At 72.3% G+C, this 16,264-nt stretch carries 12 protein-coding genes; 6 read left to right on the top strand and 6 right to left on the bottom strand.

The genetic code is table 11. From position 1 onward, the window contains the following. Nucleotides 1-42: 42 nt before the first annotated feature. Nucleotides 43-903: a PhzF family phenazine biosynthesis protein gene (locus MTES_RS06445; RefSeq protein WP_043362285.1), complete on the top strand. Its 861-nt coding sequence runs from the start codon at nt 43-45 to the stop codon at nt 901-903. Between the two features lie 233 nt (nt 904-1,136). Here the strand turns inward: MTES_RS06445 and MTES_RS06440 are convergent, their stop codons facing one another. From MTES_RS06440 to MTES_RS06430, 3 genes are all read right to left on the bottom strand, one after another. After that, nucleotides 1,137-3,980: a molybdopterin-dependent oxidoreductase gene (locus tag MTES_RS06440; protein ID WP_013584410.1), complete on the bottom strand. Its 2,844-nt coding sequence runs from the start codon at nt 3,978-3,980 to the stop codon at nt 1,137-1,139. A gap of 136 nt (nt 3,981-4,116) precedes the next feature. Continuing rightward, nucleotides 4,117-4,947, bottom strand: coding sequence for an FAD binding domain-containing protein (locus MTES_RS06435; RefSeq protein WP_013584409.1), 831 nt, complete (start codon nt 4,945-4,947; stop codon nt 4,117-4,119). Nucleotide 4,948: 1 nt separating this feature from the next. Then, a complete protein-coding gene (locus MTES_RS06430; protein WP_013584408.1) occupies nt 4,949-5,563 on the bottom strand; it encodes a pyridoxine/pyridoxamine 5'-phosphate oxidase in 615 nt (204 codons plus the stop codon). A 105-nt stretch (nt 5,564-5,668) separates the two neighbouring features. Here MTES_RS06430 and MTES_RS06425 point away from each other — a divergent pair, with 105 nt between their 5' ends. The 3 genes from MTES_RS06425 to MTES_RS06415 all read left to right on the top strand — a co-directional run bounded on the left by MTES_RS06425 (nt 5,669) and on the right by MTES_RS06415 (nt 7,826). Then, nucleotides 5,669-6,691: a methylenetetrahydrofolate reductase C-terminal domain-containing protein gene (locus MTES_RS06425; RefSeq protein WP_013584407.1), complete on the top strand. Its 1,023-nt coding sequence runs from the start codon at nt 5,669-5,671 to the stop codon at nt 6,689-6,691. Between the two features lie 243 nt (nt 6,692-6,934). After that, nucleotides 6,935-7,363 carry an SRPBCC family protein gene (locus tag MTES_RS06420; RefSeq protein WP_013584406.1) on the top strand — a complete coding sequence of 143 codons (429 nt, stop codon included), beginning with the start codon at nt 6,935-6,937 and terminating at the stop codon, nt 7,361-7,363. Nucleotides 7,364-7,370: 7 nt separating this feature from the next. After that, entirely contained in the window at nt 7,371-7,826 is a 456-nt protein-coding gene (locus MTES_RS06415) for a MarR family winged helix-turn-helix transcriptional regulator (RefSeq protein ID WP_013584405.1), read from the top strand. A 348-nt stretch (nt 7,827-8,174) separates the two neighbouring features. Here the strand turns inward: MTES_RS06415 and MTES_RS06410 are convergent, their stop codons facing one another. From MTES_RS06410 to MTES_RS06400, 3 genes are read right to left on the bottom strand one after another with little or no spacing between them, the layout of a single operon-like run. Then, on the bottom strand, nt 8,175-10,079 hold the full coding sequence (locus MTES_RS06410; protein WP_013584404.1) for an FAD/NAD(P)-binding protein: 1,905 nt from the start codon (nt 10,077-10,079) through the stop codon (nt 8,175-8,177). Continuing rightward, a complete protein-coding gene (locus tag MTES_RS06405; RefSeq protein WP_013584403.1) occupies nt 10,076-11,458 on the bottom strand; it encodes an NtaA/DmoA family FMN-dependent monooxygenase in 1,383 nt (460 codons plus the stop codon). Before MTES_RS06405 ends, MTES_RS06410 begins: the two co-directional genes overlap by 4 nt. Further along, nucleotides 11,455-12,645, bottom strand: a complete 1,191-nt coding sequence (locus MTES_RS06400) for an LLM class flavin-dependent oxidoreductase (protein ID WP_013584402.1) — start codon at nt 12,643-12,645, stop codon at nt 11,455-11,457. The genes MTES_RS06405 and MTES_RS06400 overlap by 4 nt, the downstream gene beginning before the upstream one ends. A 488-nt stretch (nt 12,646-13,133) precedes the next feature. Here MTES_RS06400 and MTES_RS06395 point away from each other — a divergent pair, with 488 nt between their 5' ends. After that, nucleotides 13,134-14,549: an FAD-binding oxidoreductase gene (locus tag MTES_RS06395; RefSeq protein ID WP_013584401.1), complete on the top strand. Its 1,416-nt coding sequence runs from the start codon at nt 13,134-13,136 to the stop codon at nt 14,547-14,549. Nucleotides 14,550-14,576: 27 nt separating this feature from the next. Then, nucleotides 14,577-16,223, top strand: coding sequence for an ABC transporter substrate-binding protein (locus MTES_RS06390; RefSeq protein WP_013584400.1), 1,647 nt, complete (start codon nt 14,577-14,579; stop codon nt 16,221-16,223). Nucleotides 16,224-16,264: the final 41 nt, after the last annotated feature.

Below are 16,264 nucleotides of genomic sequence, written 5' to 3'. Positions count from 1 at the left end.
CGGCCCGCGCGGATGCCGCGCCGCTCGCGCGAGAATCGTCGCATGACCCCGACCCCTGGCATCCTGCACCTCCTCGCTTTCGCGGCTGAGCCCGGCGGCGGCAATCCCGCCGGGGTGATCCTGGATGCCAGGGCCCTCGACGACGCGCAGATGCAGCGCATCGCCACCGACCTCGGGCATCCCGAGACGGCCTTCGTGGGAGAGCGGGAGGGGCGTCGCGTCGCCGTCCGGTACTTCTCGCCCGACGATGAGGTGCAGTTCTGCGGACATGCCACGATCGCGACGGCCGTGGCGCTCGCCGAGGCCGAGGGCGTCGGGGCGTACACGTTCGAGACGGCCGCCGGGGCGGTCGAGGTCGTCACTGAGACCGAGGGAGAGCGCATCATCGCCGGCTTCACGAGCGTCGAGCCGCACGTCGTCGATCTCGAAGACGTCGTCGCCGACCGGCTCCTGGACCTCCTCGGTCTGACCCGTGCCGACCTGGACGAGCGGATGCCGCTTGCTCAGGCGTTCGCGGGTAACCTGCACCCGATCGTGGCCGTCGCCTCGCGCGACACGTTCGACGCGTTCACTTTCGAGGGGCCGCGCCTGCGTGCGCTCCTGGACGAGCGTGGGTGGAAGGGAACCGCGACCGTGGTGCACGTGGACGGTCCCCTGGGGAACGGGGCTGTCGTCGAGGCGCGCAATCTCTTCCCCGTCGCCCACATTCTCGAAGACCCCGCGACCGGATCCGCCGCGGCCGCCCTCGGCGCCTATCTGCGCGACCGCGCCGAAATGCCCGCGCCGTTCGGCTTCACCGTCCGGCAGGGGCGGCACGTCGGTCGGCCGAGCATCCTCGAGGTGGAGGTTCCGGCATCCGGCGGCATCCGGGTGTCGGGGACGGCCGTGCCCCTGGCGGGCTGAGCCCGCGCCGAGACAATGTCCCACTTTTGGTCGGTCGAGCTACCGCTGGGTAGCCGTATGTGGGACATGCACCGGCCATAAGTGGGACGAGGTTCCGCCCCCGCCCCCATGTCCCACTTTGGTCGGTCGAGCTACCGCCGGGTAGCCATATGTGGGACATGCACCGGCCAAAAGTGGGACGAGGGTCCGCCCCGCCGCCTCGCCGCCGGGCCTCGCCGCACCGATGCGCCCGGTCAGCCGCCTCCGCCCGCCAACCTCCACACCCGGTCGCGCGAGAACGGCAGCGTGTACCCGCGACGCCCCACCGCGCGAGAGACGGCGTTGCCGATCGCCGCGCCGACGGGGTTGTAGGGCGACTCGCTCATCGACTTCGCGCCGAACGGGCCGAGGGAGTCGTCCGTCTCAGCGAAGTACACCTCGGTGTCGGGGACGTCGGCGAACTGCGGAACGCGGTACGTGCGGAACACGGGGTTCTGCACCACCCCGTCCTCGACGAGAACCTCCTCGTACAGCGCTCCGCCGAGCGCCTGAGCCACGCCGCCCTCGATCTGCCCGCGGCACTGCGCGGGGTTGATGACGACGCCGGCATCGGCCGACTGGATCGACTGGAGCACCTTCACGGTCCCCGTCTCGGGATCGACGGCCACGCGCGCGGCGTGCACGTTGAAGGCGAGCGAGCGCAGGTCGCCGAACTCGGCGCCGTCCGCGGTCAGGCCGTCGCCGTCGCGGAAGTCCGCGGGGGCCGCCGCGATGATCCGCGCCCACGACACGACTGTCCCGTCGACACGGACCCCGGATGCCACGAGCTCGACATCCACCCCTCCGGGCACGGCATCCCCATCCGCCAGCTCCGTGGCGATGTCGACCATCCGTCGCCGCAGCACCGTGCACGCCCCGAACAGCGCCTTGCCCGCGACAACCGTGCCCGCCGAGGCGAAGGCACCCGTGTCGTGGCGGACCGCGTCGGTGTCGGCGGCCCAGAGCTCGAGGCGTTCGGGCGCGGCGTCGAGCACGGTCGCGGCGATCTGTCGGTGCACGGTCGAGGTGCCGTTGCCGAACTCTGCGGTGCCGACGCGCAAGAGGTACGTGCCGTCCGGTCGCAGGGTCGCGGTCGTATGCGCGATGTGCCCGCGCGGGGCCATCGTCGCGATCATCGAGGCCGCCATCCCCTCGCCGACCAGCCAGCCCTCGGGGGCGTCGACCCCGTTGCCGCGCGCGAGCGCGTCCTGCGCGAGATCGAGGCACTGGTCGAGGCCGTAACTGCCCCAGATCAGGTCTTCCTCGTACTTCTCGTCGTCGTCGGGGTGCAGCGGGTCACCCTCGCGCACGGCATTGATGCGGCGCAGATCGAAGGGGTCCATGTCGAGCTCGACCGCGAGGGCGTCGAGCGCCGACTCCACCCCGAACACCACCTGCCCGAGGCCGTACCCGCGGAACGCCCCCGACGGCGGGTTGTTCGTGTAGACCGCTTCGGCGTCGATCCACTTCACGGGCACCCGGTAGAGCGTCGTCGACTCGGCGCACGAGTGGAACAGCACCCCGATCGCGTGGTTGCCGTAGGCGCCCGTGTCGCTCAGCACGTCGACCTTCATCGCGGTGAGCACGCCGTCGGCATCCGATCCGAGGGTCACGCGGACGCGCATCGGATGCCGCAGCGACGCGCGCACGAACTGATCGGTGCGCGAGAACTCGTAGGCCACCGGGCGCCCGAGCTTCAGAACGGCGAGGGCCGTGAGGTCTTCGGTGAAGAGCTCCTGCTTCCCGCCGAAGCCGCCGCCGACACGGTTGGCGTAGACGCGGATGCGGTCGGGCGAGACCTCGAGGATGTGCGCGAGTTCGTTGCGGACGAGGAAGGGGACCTGCGTCGACGAACGGACGACGAGCCGCCCGTCGTCGTCGAGCCAGGCGACGGCCCCATGTGTCTCGAGTGCCGCGTGGGTGACGCGCGACGAGGTCCACTCGCCCGTGACGGTGGTGTGGCTCGCGGCGAGGGCCGCGTGGATGTCGCCGCCGTGACCGGTGTGGAAGCCCGCGACCACGTTGCGGCCCGCCTCCATCACGCGCTCGTCCGGGGTGCGGTCGGGATGCAGCAGCGGGGCGCCGGGGCGGCGGGCCTCCTCGGGGTCGAACACGGCGGGCAGCACGTCGTACTCGATGCGGACCGCGCGGCAGCCGGCATCCGCAGCTTCCGCCGTCTCGCCGACGACGGCGACGACCCTCTGGCCGACGTGGCGGACGACGTCGTCGAGCATCCGGGTGTCGTCGGGGTCATCCGTGCGGTGCTCGTGACGGCCGGTGGAGTAGCGGATCTCGGGGACGTCGTCGTGCGTGAACACGGCGACGACCCCGGGGATCGCGAGGGCAGCCTCGGTGTCGATGGACCGCACGCGCGCGTGGGCGTGCGGCGAGGTGACGACGCGCAGGACGAGCGGGGGGCCGCCGGGCACGGGCTCGTCGAAGGTGAAGGGCTCGCGGCCCTGCACGATCCGCCGGGCCGCCTCGGGCACGGTCGAAGCACCGACCCGGCCGTCGCCCGCGGCGGGACCGGATGCCGCGCCGTCGGCGTTGTGCCCGGCGCAGCCCGAGCCGCACGCCGCCGCCGCGGGGGCAGTGGCATCCGACAGGGCACCCGTCTCACGCACCGGGCCCAGCACCGAGGAGCGGATCGCCTCGCGGATCGGGCGGTATCCGGTGCACCGGCAGAGGTTGCCCTTCATGCGGCGGTCAAGGTCGGGCAGGTCGTCCGCGGTCAGCGTCGACGCGGTGACGCTCATCCCGGGCGTGCAGAATCCGCACTGGAAGCCGAAGCCGGACGCGAGCGCCTCCTGCACCGGATGCAGGTCGTCGCCGGGGGCGAGGCCCGCAGCCGTCGTGAGGGTGCGACCCTCGAGCCGCATCGCCGGGATGATGCACGAGTGCGTCGGCTCTCCGTCGAGGAGCACCGAGCACGCGCCGCAGTCACCCGCGTCGCAGCCCTTCTTCACCTCGACGTGGCCCGTCTCGCGGAGCAGGGTCCGAGCGCTCTGACCCGGACGGGGCTCGGCGTCGACCGGCACCCCGTTGACCTCGAACTTCACGCGGCGCCTCCTCGGCGGGTGGGGACGCGGTGCCGTGCTCCGGAGAACAGGGGTGTTCGCGCAGCGGGACGGGGCGGCGACGGCGCAGAAGCCCCGCTCGCTCCGGAGCGCGGCACGCTCCGGCAGGCGCGGATCCTCACGCGGCCCCCGCTGACTCGCGGGCGAAGCCCGCGCGCAGCCGCTCGGCGAGCACGACGCTCACGCCGCGCCGCCAATCCGCGCTGCCCAGCGGGTCGGTGTAGAAATCTGGCGCGGAGGCGACGGCATCCCGCAGCTCTCCCGCCCCCGGGACGCGGGCGAACCGCAGCACCCGAGGTCGCCGCACCGCCGCGGTCACGACGAACACCGCCGCCCCGTGCGGGTCGACGCGCGCGGTGACCACCGCGCCGGAGCGTCCGAGTTCCGCGAGGGCGATCTTCTGCAGACCGACGCGCGAGCGCAGGGCGTGCGCGGGAACGTCGAGCGCCCGCACGACCTCCCCGGGCGCTAGCGAGGTCGCCTGGTTGTCGACCACGAGGTCGGCCACGGCGATCTCGCGCTCGCCGCCGTCGGGCGTCCAGATGAGGGCCGTGGCATCCAGGGTCGAGAGCATCGCGATCATCGCACCCGCGGCGAACGCCTGGCAGACGTTGCCCCCGACCGTCGCGGTGTTCCAGATCTTGAACGACGCCAGGAGCGCGTCGGCGGAGGGGCGGGCGAGGGCGAGCGAGGTCCACTCGGGGGGCGCCTCCGTCTCGGCCCACGCGAGCAGGCGCGCGATCGTGCAGGTCGCGCCGATGCGCAGGCCCGCGTCGGTGATCTCGATATCCGGCCACGCGAGGGTCGTGAGGTCGACGAAGCCGGTCGTGGTCGGCTGGGGCTCGCTCATGAGCCACGTGCCGCCGGCCAGCACCACCTCGCCCGGAGCGAGCTGGAGGTCCGCGCGCGTGCGGGCGGAGCGGAACGAGGTGACCGTGGTGATGTCCATGTCAGCCCGCCAGGATCTGCCCCGACCAGCGGCCGTCGGCGAGCGTGTAGTGCTGGCGGGTGCTCTGCCCGATCGGGTCGCCGCGCCAGAACGTCAGCGTGAGGGGGCGCAGGCGGAACCCCGTCCACCGCGGGGGCGGGTCGAGCGTGGGATGAGCGGCGTCGAACTCGGCCCACAGGTGCTGGCGGGATGACGTGTCGAGCTGCGCGTTCTCGCGCGTGTTCAGCCACGCCAGGAGTTGCAGGTACCGCGAGCGCTGGGCGTAGACGGTCGCCGCCTCCGCCGGTGTCACGCGCTCGACGATTCCCCGAACGACGAGCTGACGGCCGAGCTCGGGCCACGCGACCGCCATCGCGGCCACGGGGTTCGCGGCGATCTCGGCGACCTTCGCGCTCGCCTCGTCGGTGTGGAACGTCAGGCCGGCGGCATCCCTGTCGCTGATGAGGACGTGTCGGAGCGACGGGATGCCGTCGAGCCCGATGGTCGAGAGGGCCGCGAGGGGGCGCAGCTCGCTGTCGTGCGCGGGGAGCCACTGAACCATGAGCGCGAGGGGGTCGGCCACGAGCGCGTCGATGGCGTCGACGTCGGAACCGAAGGTGGTGCCGGCCGTGATCATGGGTCCTCCCGGGAACTGCGGTAGGGCCGAGCGTAGGCAGCCCGCGTTTCGGTGATGTTGCCACCACGAACATTTGTCGAAACACACGCTCCGTACACTCCGGCCATGACCTCGCTGCCCCTCATCGACACGTGCCCCAAGCGCATGGAGTACGGCCCCTGCGGGGGCGTCGGGTTCGACGGATCGTGCGAGATCGACGCCGCCCACCGCTGCGCCTTTCTCCACCGCCCGACGGTGCCGTGGACGGGCGTCGACCGGTCGTCGGTGCCCGCGTCGGGCCCGCGCACCGCGGCCGCCGCCGACACCCTGGCCTCCCTCGGCACGCGCCCGTGGGTCGTGGCCGATCTGCCGGCGCGGGCACTGAGTGTGGCATCCATCGACGCCTGTGCCGCCGTCCTCGCGGGGGAGGTGGATGCCGTCCTCGCCGGCGACGCGGGAAGCGCCCGGGTGCAGTTCCCACCCGCGTACCGCGCACACCTGCTGCACCAGCGCGGATTGCGCGTCTGGACCGGGCTGAACATGCGGGACCGCAACCGCGTGGCCATCGAGGGAGAGCTCGCGGCCCTCGCCGTGGAGGGCGTGGCCGGGGTGCACTGCGTCACGGGCGACCACACCCGCACGGGTCATCGACCGGATGCCGTTCCTGTCTTCGACCTCGACTCGACAGAGGCGGCGTCGCTCGCGCGGGCCGCGGGGCATGTCGTGTCCGTCGCGGCTTCGCCCGCGGCCCCGCCCGTGGAGCGCCGGGCTGCGCGGCTGCGCGAGAAGCTGCGGGCCGGCGCCGATGTCTGCTTCGTCAATCACGCGGGCGGGGCGGCCCCCGTGCGGGAATTCATCGAGGAGGTGGGTGCTCCGGCGGCATTCATCCCCTGCGTCCCGCTGGTGGTGGATCACGCGTCGGCCGCCCTGCTCGAGTCGTTCACGACGCTCGTGCTGCCGGACGGGTTCCTCTCGCGCGTCCGCGGCGCCGCGGACCCCCGCGCGGAGGGCATCGCCCTCGCGGTCGCGCTCGCCGAGGAGATGCTCGCGCTCCCCGGGGTCGTGGGCGTGAATCTCTCCGGCGGCCGCGAGGGCGCCGAGGAGTCGTTCGCCGAGGCGATGGCGGAGGTTGCTCGGCGGCTGCGCTGACGCGCGTGGGGTGGGTGCGCTGACGTGCGCGGGGCGGGCGCGGGTCCGCTCCGTGGGTGTCGGGCCGGGCTGTCGGGCCGGGTTCCGCTCCGGACGCGTCGCGCGGAGAGGCGTGCGGCGGGCGTGGGCGCCGCGTGGAGCTGTCAGAGTCCACGAAACCCGGACGCCGCGGAATTTCATCCGGGTGTTCTGGACACTCAAGTTGGGCTTGTCGTCCAAGTAGTATGCGCGCATACTAAAACCATGCGAACACTTGCCTCCGTCACCCGTGAATCATCCGCCTCGCCCTCGGCGTTCTACGCGCGCTGGGTCGATCACGACTCGTGGCGCGAGTGGTCGCCCGACACCGAGTGGGCACGCGTCGAGGGCGAGGTGCGGCGGGGAGCCCGTGGCATCCTGAAGCCCGTCGGTGGCCCGCGGACGGCCTTTGAGATCTCCGAACTCGAGCCCGACCGGGTCTACACCGACGTCAGCCGGATGCCGGGAGCCCGACTCACTTTTCGCCACGAGGTCGAGCCGACCCCGGGTGGGTCACGCCTGACCGTGCTCGTGACTCTCGAGGGACCCCTGTCGTGGCTGTGGGCGCGCACCGCGTTCGCCGGGTTCGAACGCTCGGTACCGGCCGACCTCGACCGGCTCGTCGCGCTGGTCGAGGCCGTGCACGCGCGATGATCGAGGCATGACGACTCCCCTCGACAGCCGATTCGCCTCCGGCGATGCCAGTCCGGGATTCCTTCTGTGGCAGGTGACCAACCGTTGGCAGGCGGCGATCCGCCGGGCGCTCGCACCGCACGAGGTGACGCACGTGCAATTCGTTCTGCTCGCGGTGCTGACCTTCGCCGATTCCGACCAGGGCATGACCCAGGCGGCGCTCAGCCAGCGCGCGGGCGCCGACCCCATGATGGTGTCGCAGGTGATCCGCGCGCTCGCCAACCGCGATCTCGTCGAGCGGCGACAGGATGCCACCGACCGCCGCGCCGTCCGCGTCCGGGCCACGGCTGCCGGGCGTGAGCTGGCGCGCGCGGCGAATCGCGCTGTGGAGGAGGTCGATGAGGAGTTCTTCGGCGTGGACGCGACGGCGTCGCACCCGCTGGTCGAGCATCTCGCCGCGGTGCTGTCGCGCTCGCGCGCCTGACGGTCGTGCCGCGTGCGTGCGCCCCGCGTGCGACCCGCGTGCATGCGCCCCACATGTGCTGCCCCGCGCGCTTGCGCCCCGTGTGCGCCCCGCGTGTGCTCGCCCCGCGCGCGTGCGCCCCGTGTGCGCTCGCCCCGAGCCCCGCGTGTGCTCGCCCCACGCGCGCTCGCCCGCGCTCCCTCGCTACGTTGAGTGTCCAAGAAACCCGGACGCGAAAAAATTTCGTCCGGGTGTTGTGGACACTCAATGGCGGTACGGCGCCGAACCGGGGAGCGCCCACCCGGGTGCCGCGGGGGTGGTGGGCCTGGGGCGTACCCGCGCTCACACACGCGAGGGTCGCGCGCGGCGTCAGCGCGGGTAAGCCCAGCGGCGCTCGGACACGACCGCCACCGCCTCCGACACCGCCCCCGCGACCCGGTCGGTGATCCGCAGCGAGAGGGCGTTCGAGCGGGGGCGGGTGAACGCGCCCGCTTCCATGCCGGCGGTGAAGGGGCCGATCGCGAACAGCGTCTCGTGCGCGACGCCGTCCCGCGCGAGCACCCGCCCGTCGGCGTCGGTGTCGATCCGCCCGAGCGAGCCCGAGAAGGTCTCGTCGCTGACGTGGACCTCGCGGCCGTGTCGCGTCGCGAGCTCGCGGAGCGCGGGGTTGTCGCTCGCGGCCGCGCCCGCGCCCGGGAGCCACGCGTCGACGAGCGCTTCCGCGCGGACGTCGCCGGGAACACGGGGGGAGGATGCCACGAACCGCCCCTCCGCCACCCCCACGGCGACGTCGGGGCCGAGGAACCGCACGACCCCGGCATCCGCGAGAGCCCCGATTTCCTCGAGGCGGTGCGCGGGCGGACCCGACGCGACGTAGCTGAAGAAGGTGTGCCACGTCACCGGTAGGTCGACGGCGCGTGATCGTGCGCTCCACCGCTCGACGGGGATGTCCGAGAGCGCGAGGAAGGACGAGAGGATCGTGAGGAAGAGGGCCTGAGCGGTGCTACGCTCCGGGGCCGTGCGCAGGTGCAGGTCGTCGGCGATGTGCCGTCGGATGCGGCGGTGCACCTCCGCCGCGTCGGCGAAGATCTCGTCGCCGAGCGGGACGTCGAGCGCGGGCACGTCGAAACGGTCCAGTGGATCGGGGACGACCTCGGCGACCGCCCGGCGGAGGGCCGCCGTGTCACCGTCGACTTCGCGCAGCGTCTCGCGGAACACGTCCCACGAGACACGTACTCGTTCGGGGTGTCCGGTGAACAGCTCGCGGTAGTGCCCCCACACGAGCTCCCGGGCGATCAGCGGCCACACGTCGTCGAGGAAGTCGATCGTGCCCGGCCGCGCGAGGAGCTCCGCGACCGCCGCGGGGGTCAGCACCTCCCGCGCCGGTGGGTCGCCCCGAAGCTCCGACGACACCTTCGAGCGGTACGGCACGCCGCGCCGCGACCCCAGGTGCAGGCGCGGTTCCCGCCCCGACGGGCTGTACCGCAGGGTGCCGTCCGGCGTCCGCGAGAAGCGGCCGCCACGTCCTTCGGCCAGCAGCACGATGGCATCCACCGCGGCGAGCCCCATACCGCGCACGATGACGTCGTCGCCCGCGCCGAGCGCCGAGAGATCGGCGTCGGCGGTGAACGACGGCGGGACGTACGTCAGACCGGCGTCGGCGGCCGCGGCGATCAGCGCGAGGGTCTCCCCATCCGGCTCGCGTCCGTTGTGACCGAGCGCGTAGACGACGATCTCGGCGGGAAGACGGATGCCATCGGCCAACGCGACCTCGTACCCTTCGGCCGTGTCGTCGACCCACTCCACCGCGCCCTGATGCCAGTGCACCTCGACGCCCGGCGGCGCGATCGCGACGGTGCGGCGCCAGAACCAGTCGAGGTACACGCTCTGCAGCCGACGCGTGGGGAAGCTGTCGCCGCGGAGCGTGCGGAGTTCGGCCTCCAGGTCGGGATCGTCGATCTCGACGTCGGGGAGGGACCCGGCGCGCACCCGCTCGGCCCATTCGATCAGCGACGGGCCCGAGCGGACGGGACCGGCGATCGTGCACGTCTCGTCGGTGAACACGGTCACGTCTCGCGCCATCGAGTTGAGCTTCAGCAGGGGCGACTGATCGCGCCGCCAGATGCGCCCGGCCCCCGGCGGGTGCGGGTCGACGAGGGTGACGTGCAGGTGCGGGTGGGGGGAGCGCGTGCGTCGGGCGAGCAGACGCTCGACGAGCATCACGGCGCGGGGACCCGCGCCGACGATGACGAGTCGCGTCGCCCGGTCGCTCATCGCGTCGCGGCCGGGACGGGAGCGGACGCCGCGCCCGCCGCCGACGCGTCGACCGGTGGAAGCCCGAGCAGGTCGTGCAGCGTCGCCCCCTCGTCGTACGAGCGGCGATACGAGCCGCGTTCCTGCAGCAACGGCACGACCCGGTCGGTGAACTCGTCGAGACCGTGCGGGGTGACGTGTCCGACGACGGTGAACCCGTCGGTCGCGCGTTCCTGCACGTACCGGTCGATCTCGGATGCCACGTGCTCCGGCGTCCCGACGAAGGTGTGCTTCGCGGTCAGACGGATGACGAGCTCGCGGATGGTGAGGTTCTCGGCGGCGGCCTGTTCGCGCAGCTGCCCGACGCGGTCGCGGATCGCCGCGTGGCGACCGGCGAAGCCCTGAGCGGTCTCGACGCCCGTGTCGGGTTCGACGTCGGGGAGCGGCCCCTCGGGGTCGTAGCCGCTGAGATCGCGGTTCCAGATCTGCTCGAGGTAGGTGATCGCGGTCTGCGGGCGCACCTGCTGCAGGGCGATCTCGCGGGAGCGCTCGCGCGCGTCCTCCGCCGTATCGCCCAACACGAAGGTCGCCGCGGGCAGGATCTTGAGCGAGTCCTCGTCGCGGCCTCGGGCGGCGAGCCGCCCCTTCACGTCGCGGTAGAACTGCTGCGCGTCGGAGAACTCGGTGTGCAGGGAGAAGATCACGTCGGCGTGATCCGTGGCGAAATCGCGGCCGTCGGGGGAGTCTCCGGCCTGCACGATGACGGGCCGACCCTGGGGCGACCGCGGGACGTCGAACACCGCGTCGACGTCGAACAGGCGGGACTCGTGCCGCACCCGCGCGATGGCGTCGTCGCGCAGGAACGCCCCGGTCTCGGCATCCGCCACGATCGCGTCGTCGCGCCACGACGACCAGAGCGCCTTCGACAGGGCCGCGAATTCGGACGCCCGCACGTACCGATCGGCGTGGTCGAGGTAGCCTCCGCGGCGGAAGTTGGCGCCGTGGAACGCGTCGGAGCTCGTCACCGCGTTCCAGCCGGCGCGGCCGTTCGACAACAGGTCGAGCGTGCCGAGCTGGCGGGCGAGTTCGTACGGCTCGTTGAACGTCGTGTTGAGCGTGCCGACCAGGCCGATGTGCTCGGTGACGGCGGCCAGGGCGCTGAGGATGGAGAGGGTGTTCGGACGTCCGGCGACGTCGAGGTCGTGCAGCTGCCCGCGGTGCTCACGCAGGCGCAGGCCTTCGGCGAGGAAGAGGTAGTCGAAGAATCCCCGCTCGGCGGTGCGGGCGAAGTATTCGAAGGACGAGAAGTCGATCTGACTGCCCGCGCTCGGGTCGGTCCAGACGGTGGTGTTGTTCACGCCCGGGAAGTGCGCGGCGAGATGGATCTGACGGCGGGTCATGCGCCGACCTCCTGACGGGCGTAGCGGCTGGCGAGACGGGGGAGTCCGACGCGTTCACGGAGCGTCGGGGCGCCGTCGTCGGGCAACAGGATGCCGGCGGCCGCCGCGCGCGGCACGACCCGGTCGGCGATCGCCTCGAGGTCGGCCGGCAGACGGGCGGGCCGGAGCCGCACGCCGTCGATGCCCTGGGCGGTCAGAGCCCGGATCTCTTCTACGACGTCGTCGGCGGTGCCCACGACCACGCGGGCGTCGGTCGTGAGCGGTGCCCGGTCCTGCAGCCGGTTCCACACCGCGGCGGCCTCCGTGCGCGTCTCTTCGACGAGCACGAGAAGGTCGGCGAAGACCCGGAGCGGCTCCTCCCGCTCGCCGCTCGCGAGTTCGTCGAGGATTCCCCCGACCGCCCCGGCATCCGCGGGGGTGACGAACACGAGATCGGCGTGTTCCGCAGCGAAACGATACGGGACGCTCTGGTGCGCGAGAGCGGTGACGAGCGGCCGGCCCTGCGGAGAGCGCGGCACGATCGAGGCACCGGTGACCGAGAAGAATTCGCCCTCGAAGTCGACGTTGTGCACGCGCTCCCGATCGAGGAACTTCCCGGACTCGAGATCGCGCACGATCGCGTCATCTTCCCAGGAGTCGGCGAGTCGGCGGATGACCTCGGCCACCTCGCCCGCCTCGCGGAAGGCGGAGAGCAGAGCCGGGTCGTCTTCGACGCGACCGGATGCCGGGAGCCCGGTGGGGCCGTCAGCGCGGCGCCCGAAGTTCGCACGCTCCTGGGGAGTCGAACCCGCGACCAGTCGGACGCCCGCGCGCCCACGGCTCGCGTGGTCGAGGGTCTGGAGGCCCGTGGCGAGGTGGAAAGGCTCGGGGTGCGCGGTGGTCGCGGTGGGCACGAGTCCCAGACGGCGCGTGACCGGAGCCAGGAACGACGCCAACAGCACCGCGTCGAGGCGCCCCCGTGCGCGGTCACGCCGGGTCTCGGCATCCGGTTCGAAGGATCGCCCGCCCAGGCTCAGTGCGTCTTCGATGGTCGCGAGAAGCAGTCCCGCGCCGTCGGCCGTCCGGGCGAGGGCGCGCCAGTAGGCGGGGGAGGTGAGCTCGGTGGGCCGGGCCGTGGTCTCGCGCCAGGCGGCCGGGTGCCAGCCGGCGCCGTCCAGAGCGACGGCGAGGTGGATGCGGTCGGGCATCGGGACTCCTTCGCGGCGGGCCGATCCCGCCGAGACGCCCCACTGTGCCGTCGGTGCCGCGCCAGCACAATCGCGCACGTAACGCAGCGCCGCGAGGCGTCATTGTTACGGCGGCATGCGGGGTGCGGGTGCCGCCCGCCCGGTGCGTGCCCCCGCCCCGCCGTCCCGCCGTGCCGCCGCCCCGCCGCCCCGCCGCCCCCGCCCCGCCGCCCCGCCTGCGCGTTGAGTGTCCAAGAAACCCGGAGGCCGCGAGATTTCGTCCGGGTGTTTTGGACACTCAGGTCGACGCTGGGCCGCCGCGACGCATCGCCCGCGCGCAACATAGCGCCCCGGGTCGCCGCCCGCGCGACTGTGACGCTCCGCGACGCACGGTGTCGGACGGTGACGCATCGCGACGGACGGTTTCGTCCGAGGTGACCTCCACGGCGGTCGCGCCTACCTTCGGCCGGAGCCCACCGTATCCGCTTCCCACCCCGAGAGGTCCGCCCATGAGCGTTCCCACCGCGATCGCCGCGTCGACGGGTCTGTCCGCGCTCCTGGACGACGTCCGTGTCGAAGCGCCGGACATCGAGGTGCGCCCGCCGTCGCCCGCGACCGCCCCGTTCGGCCACGATGCGGCCACCGCTCCTCGGCGCGGTGCCCGGGCGTACGACGGACCTGCGGTCGCCTTCCCCGCCACGGTCTCCGAGGTGCAGCGGCTCGTGCGCCTCGCCGCGCGTCACGGCGTGAGCGTCGTGCCCCGCGGGGCCGGCAGCGGGCTCTCCGGCGGAGCGGTCGCGAGCACCGAGCAGCTCGTCATCTCGACCGACCGTCTGAACCGGATCGTCGAGGTGTCGCCCGCCGACGAGGTCGCGGTCATCGAGCCCGGCGTCCTCAACGCGGCGCTCAACGAACACCTCGCCCCGCTCGGCCTCTTCTACGCTCCCGACCCCGCGAGCTGGCGGATCTCGACCATCGGCGGCAACATCGCGACCAATGCGGGCGGTCTCCGCTGCGCGAAATACGGTGTGACCCGCGAGTCCGTGCTCGCGCTCGACGTCGTCCTCGCCGACGGGAGTCTCGTCTCGATCGGGCACCGCTCGATCAAAGGCGTCACGGGGCTCGACCTCGTCTCGCTCTTCGTCGGGTCCGAGGGGGTGCTCGGCCTCGTCGTCGGCGCGACGGTCCGCATCCGACCGCTGCCCGTGGCGCGTCGCACGGTGACGGCGTTCTTCTCCTCGACCGCCGAGGGGGCCGCGGCCATCGGAGCGATCACGGCGTCCCGCGTGCGCCCGAGCGTCGTCGAGTTCCTCGACGAGCCCACGCTCGTCGGGATCGACGCCGCCAACGACTCCGGGTTGCGCGCCCGCGGTGCGGCCCTGCTGCTCATCGAACTCGACGGCTTCGGCATCGACGAGCAGACCGCCGAGCTCGCGACCGCGCTCGAGGCCGTGGGCGCTCGCGTGCAGGTCGAGAGCGACGCGGATGCCGAGGTGCTCTGGGAACTGCGACGGTCGGGCCGTCGCCTGGGCGAGGGAACCTGGTTCGTCGGGGGCGACGTCGCCGTGCCCAAGTCGCGCATCGCCGAGGTCTTCGCCGCGTTCCCCGACATCGAGGCGCGTTACGGCGTCGCCGTGAGCGCCGTCTCGCATGCGGGCGACGGGAACCTGCATCCCGTCATCACCCTGCCGATCCCCGCCGGGGTCGACCCCGCCGCCGTTCCCGCGGTGCTGCACGAGGCTGCTGAGGACCTTGTCCGTCGTGCTCTCGCCGTGGGCGGCACCGTCAGCGGCGAGCACGGCATCGGCACGGTCAAACGCGAACTCGCCGCCGAGGAGCTCGCCGAGCGCGTGCGCATCGCCCAGCTCGCGATCAAGGACGCGCTCGACCCGGCCGGACTGTTCAACCCCGGAAAAGCCCTGTAACCCGTTCTCCACAGCCCAAGGACCCTCATGACCACTCGTCTCCGACGCCTTCTCGGCGTCGCCTCCGCGCTCACCGTCGGCGCCGTCCTGCTCAGCGGGTGCGGCGCCGGAACGGCCGCCGCTCCGGCCGAGAGTTCCACGCCGAAGCCCGGCGGCGACCTCGTGTTCCTCATCGACTCGCTCGGTGCCACGTGGATCCCCAACAACAGCGCCATCTCGAGCTACCAGGGCCAGATCTGGGGAAACCTCACCGACAAGCTCGTCTACGTCGACGCCGAAGGGAAGCTCAGCCCCTGGATCGCCGAGAGCTGGGACGAGAACGCCGACAAGACGCAGTTCACCCTGCACCTGAAGGACGGCGTCACGTTCTCGGACGGCACCCCCCTCGACGCGGCCGCCGTCGTGGCGAACATCGACATCTGGGCCAAGGGACGCCCCGACCAGGGCATCAACCGCATCGGCCTGTTCCCCTCAGCGAACTACGTGGGTGCCGAGGCGGTGGATGCCACGACGGTGAAGGTGTCGTTCTCGGCCCCGACCCTCAGCTTCATCCCGACGCTGGCGTACCACGGCTCGATCCTCATCTCGCCGGCCACGCTGGCCCTTCCCGCCGACCAGCAGGCCGACCTCACGAAGGACATCGGCAGCGGCCCGTTCGTCGTCGAGAAGGTCGCCGAGGGCGACAGCGTCGTCCTCAAGAAGCGCGACGACTACAACTGGGGCCCCCAGGCCGTCGGACACGAGGGCGCTGCCTACCTCGACACGATCACGTACAAGCAGGTCGCCGAGCCGACACTGCGCACGGCCTCGGTCGAGTCGGGTCAGGCCCAGGTGGCGTACAACGCCAGCCCGCAGGACCTGGAGGCGCTGAAGGAGGAAGGGTTGACCGTCGAGACGCCCCGCTACCTCGGTTTCGTCAACGGCTACGCGCTCAACACCTCCGTCGCTCCGTTCGACGACGTCAAGGTGCGCCAGGCCGTCCAGCACGGCATCAACCGCGACGAGATCCTCTCGACGGTGTACACCCCTGATTGGCACGCGGCCGAGTCGCTCTTCCAGAGCACGGTGCCCGAGGCGACCGACCACAGCGCCGACTTCGCCTACGACCCCGACAAGGCCGCCGCCCTCCTCGATGCCGCAGGGTGGGTCAAGGGATCCGACGGAGTCCGCGCGAAGGGCGGGCAGAAGCTGTCGCTCACGCTGTACCCCAACCCGTACCTGCAGGCCTCGCAGTCGGTCGACGAGCTCGTCGACCAGCAGCTCACGACCCTCGGCTTCGAGGTGAACCTCGAGACCTACGACGTGCCGACCTATGGCCAGAAGGTGATCGGCAACGCGACGATCCCGGCGAACGAGATCACCCGGAGCTTCGTCGACGTCGGAACCGTCGCGGGCGTCCTCACCTCGCAGAAGAAGGGCGACGAGGACTGGTTCAAGCTCGGGACCTCGGATGCCACGCTGAACGACCTATCGACCAAGATCGCCACGGCCACCGACCGTGACGCCCGCGCCAAGGTCGCCGACGACCTGCAGGGGTACGTGCTCCAGCAGGGCTACTTCGTGCCCCTCACGCAGATCGTGCAGCGCGTCTACGTGCAGTCGCCCGAGGTCAGCGGCGTCAGCTACAACGGTCTCGCCTACGCGTACTACCTGGACGCCTGGCTCAACGGCTGACGTCCGAGGAGGGGTGGGTGCGTGGCATCCACCTCTCCCGG

It is taken from the genome of Microbacterium testaceum StLB037, from assembly GCF_000202635.1.
In the GTDB taxonomy this organism is placed as follows: Bacteria; Actinomycetota; Actinomycetes; order Actinomycetales; family Microbacteriaceae; genus Microbacterium; species Microbacterium testaceum_F.
The sequence above is the reverse complement of the archived record's forward strand: the minus strand, read 5'-3'. Positions and strand labels throughout refer to the sequence as shown.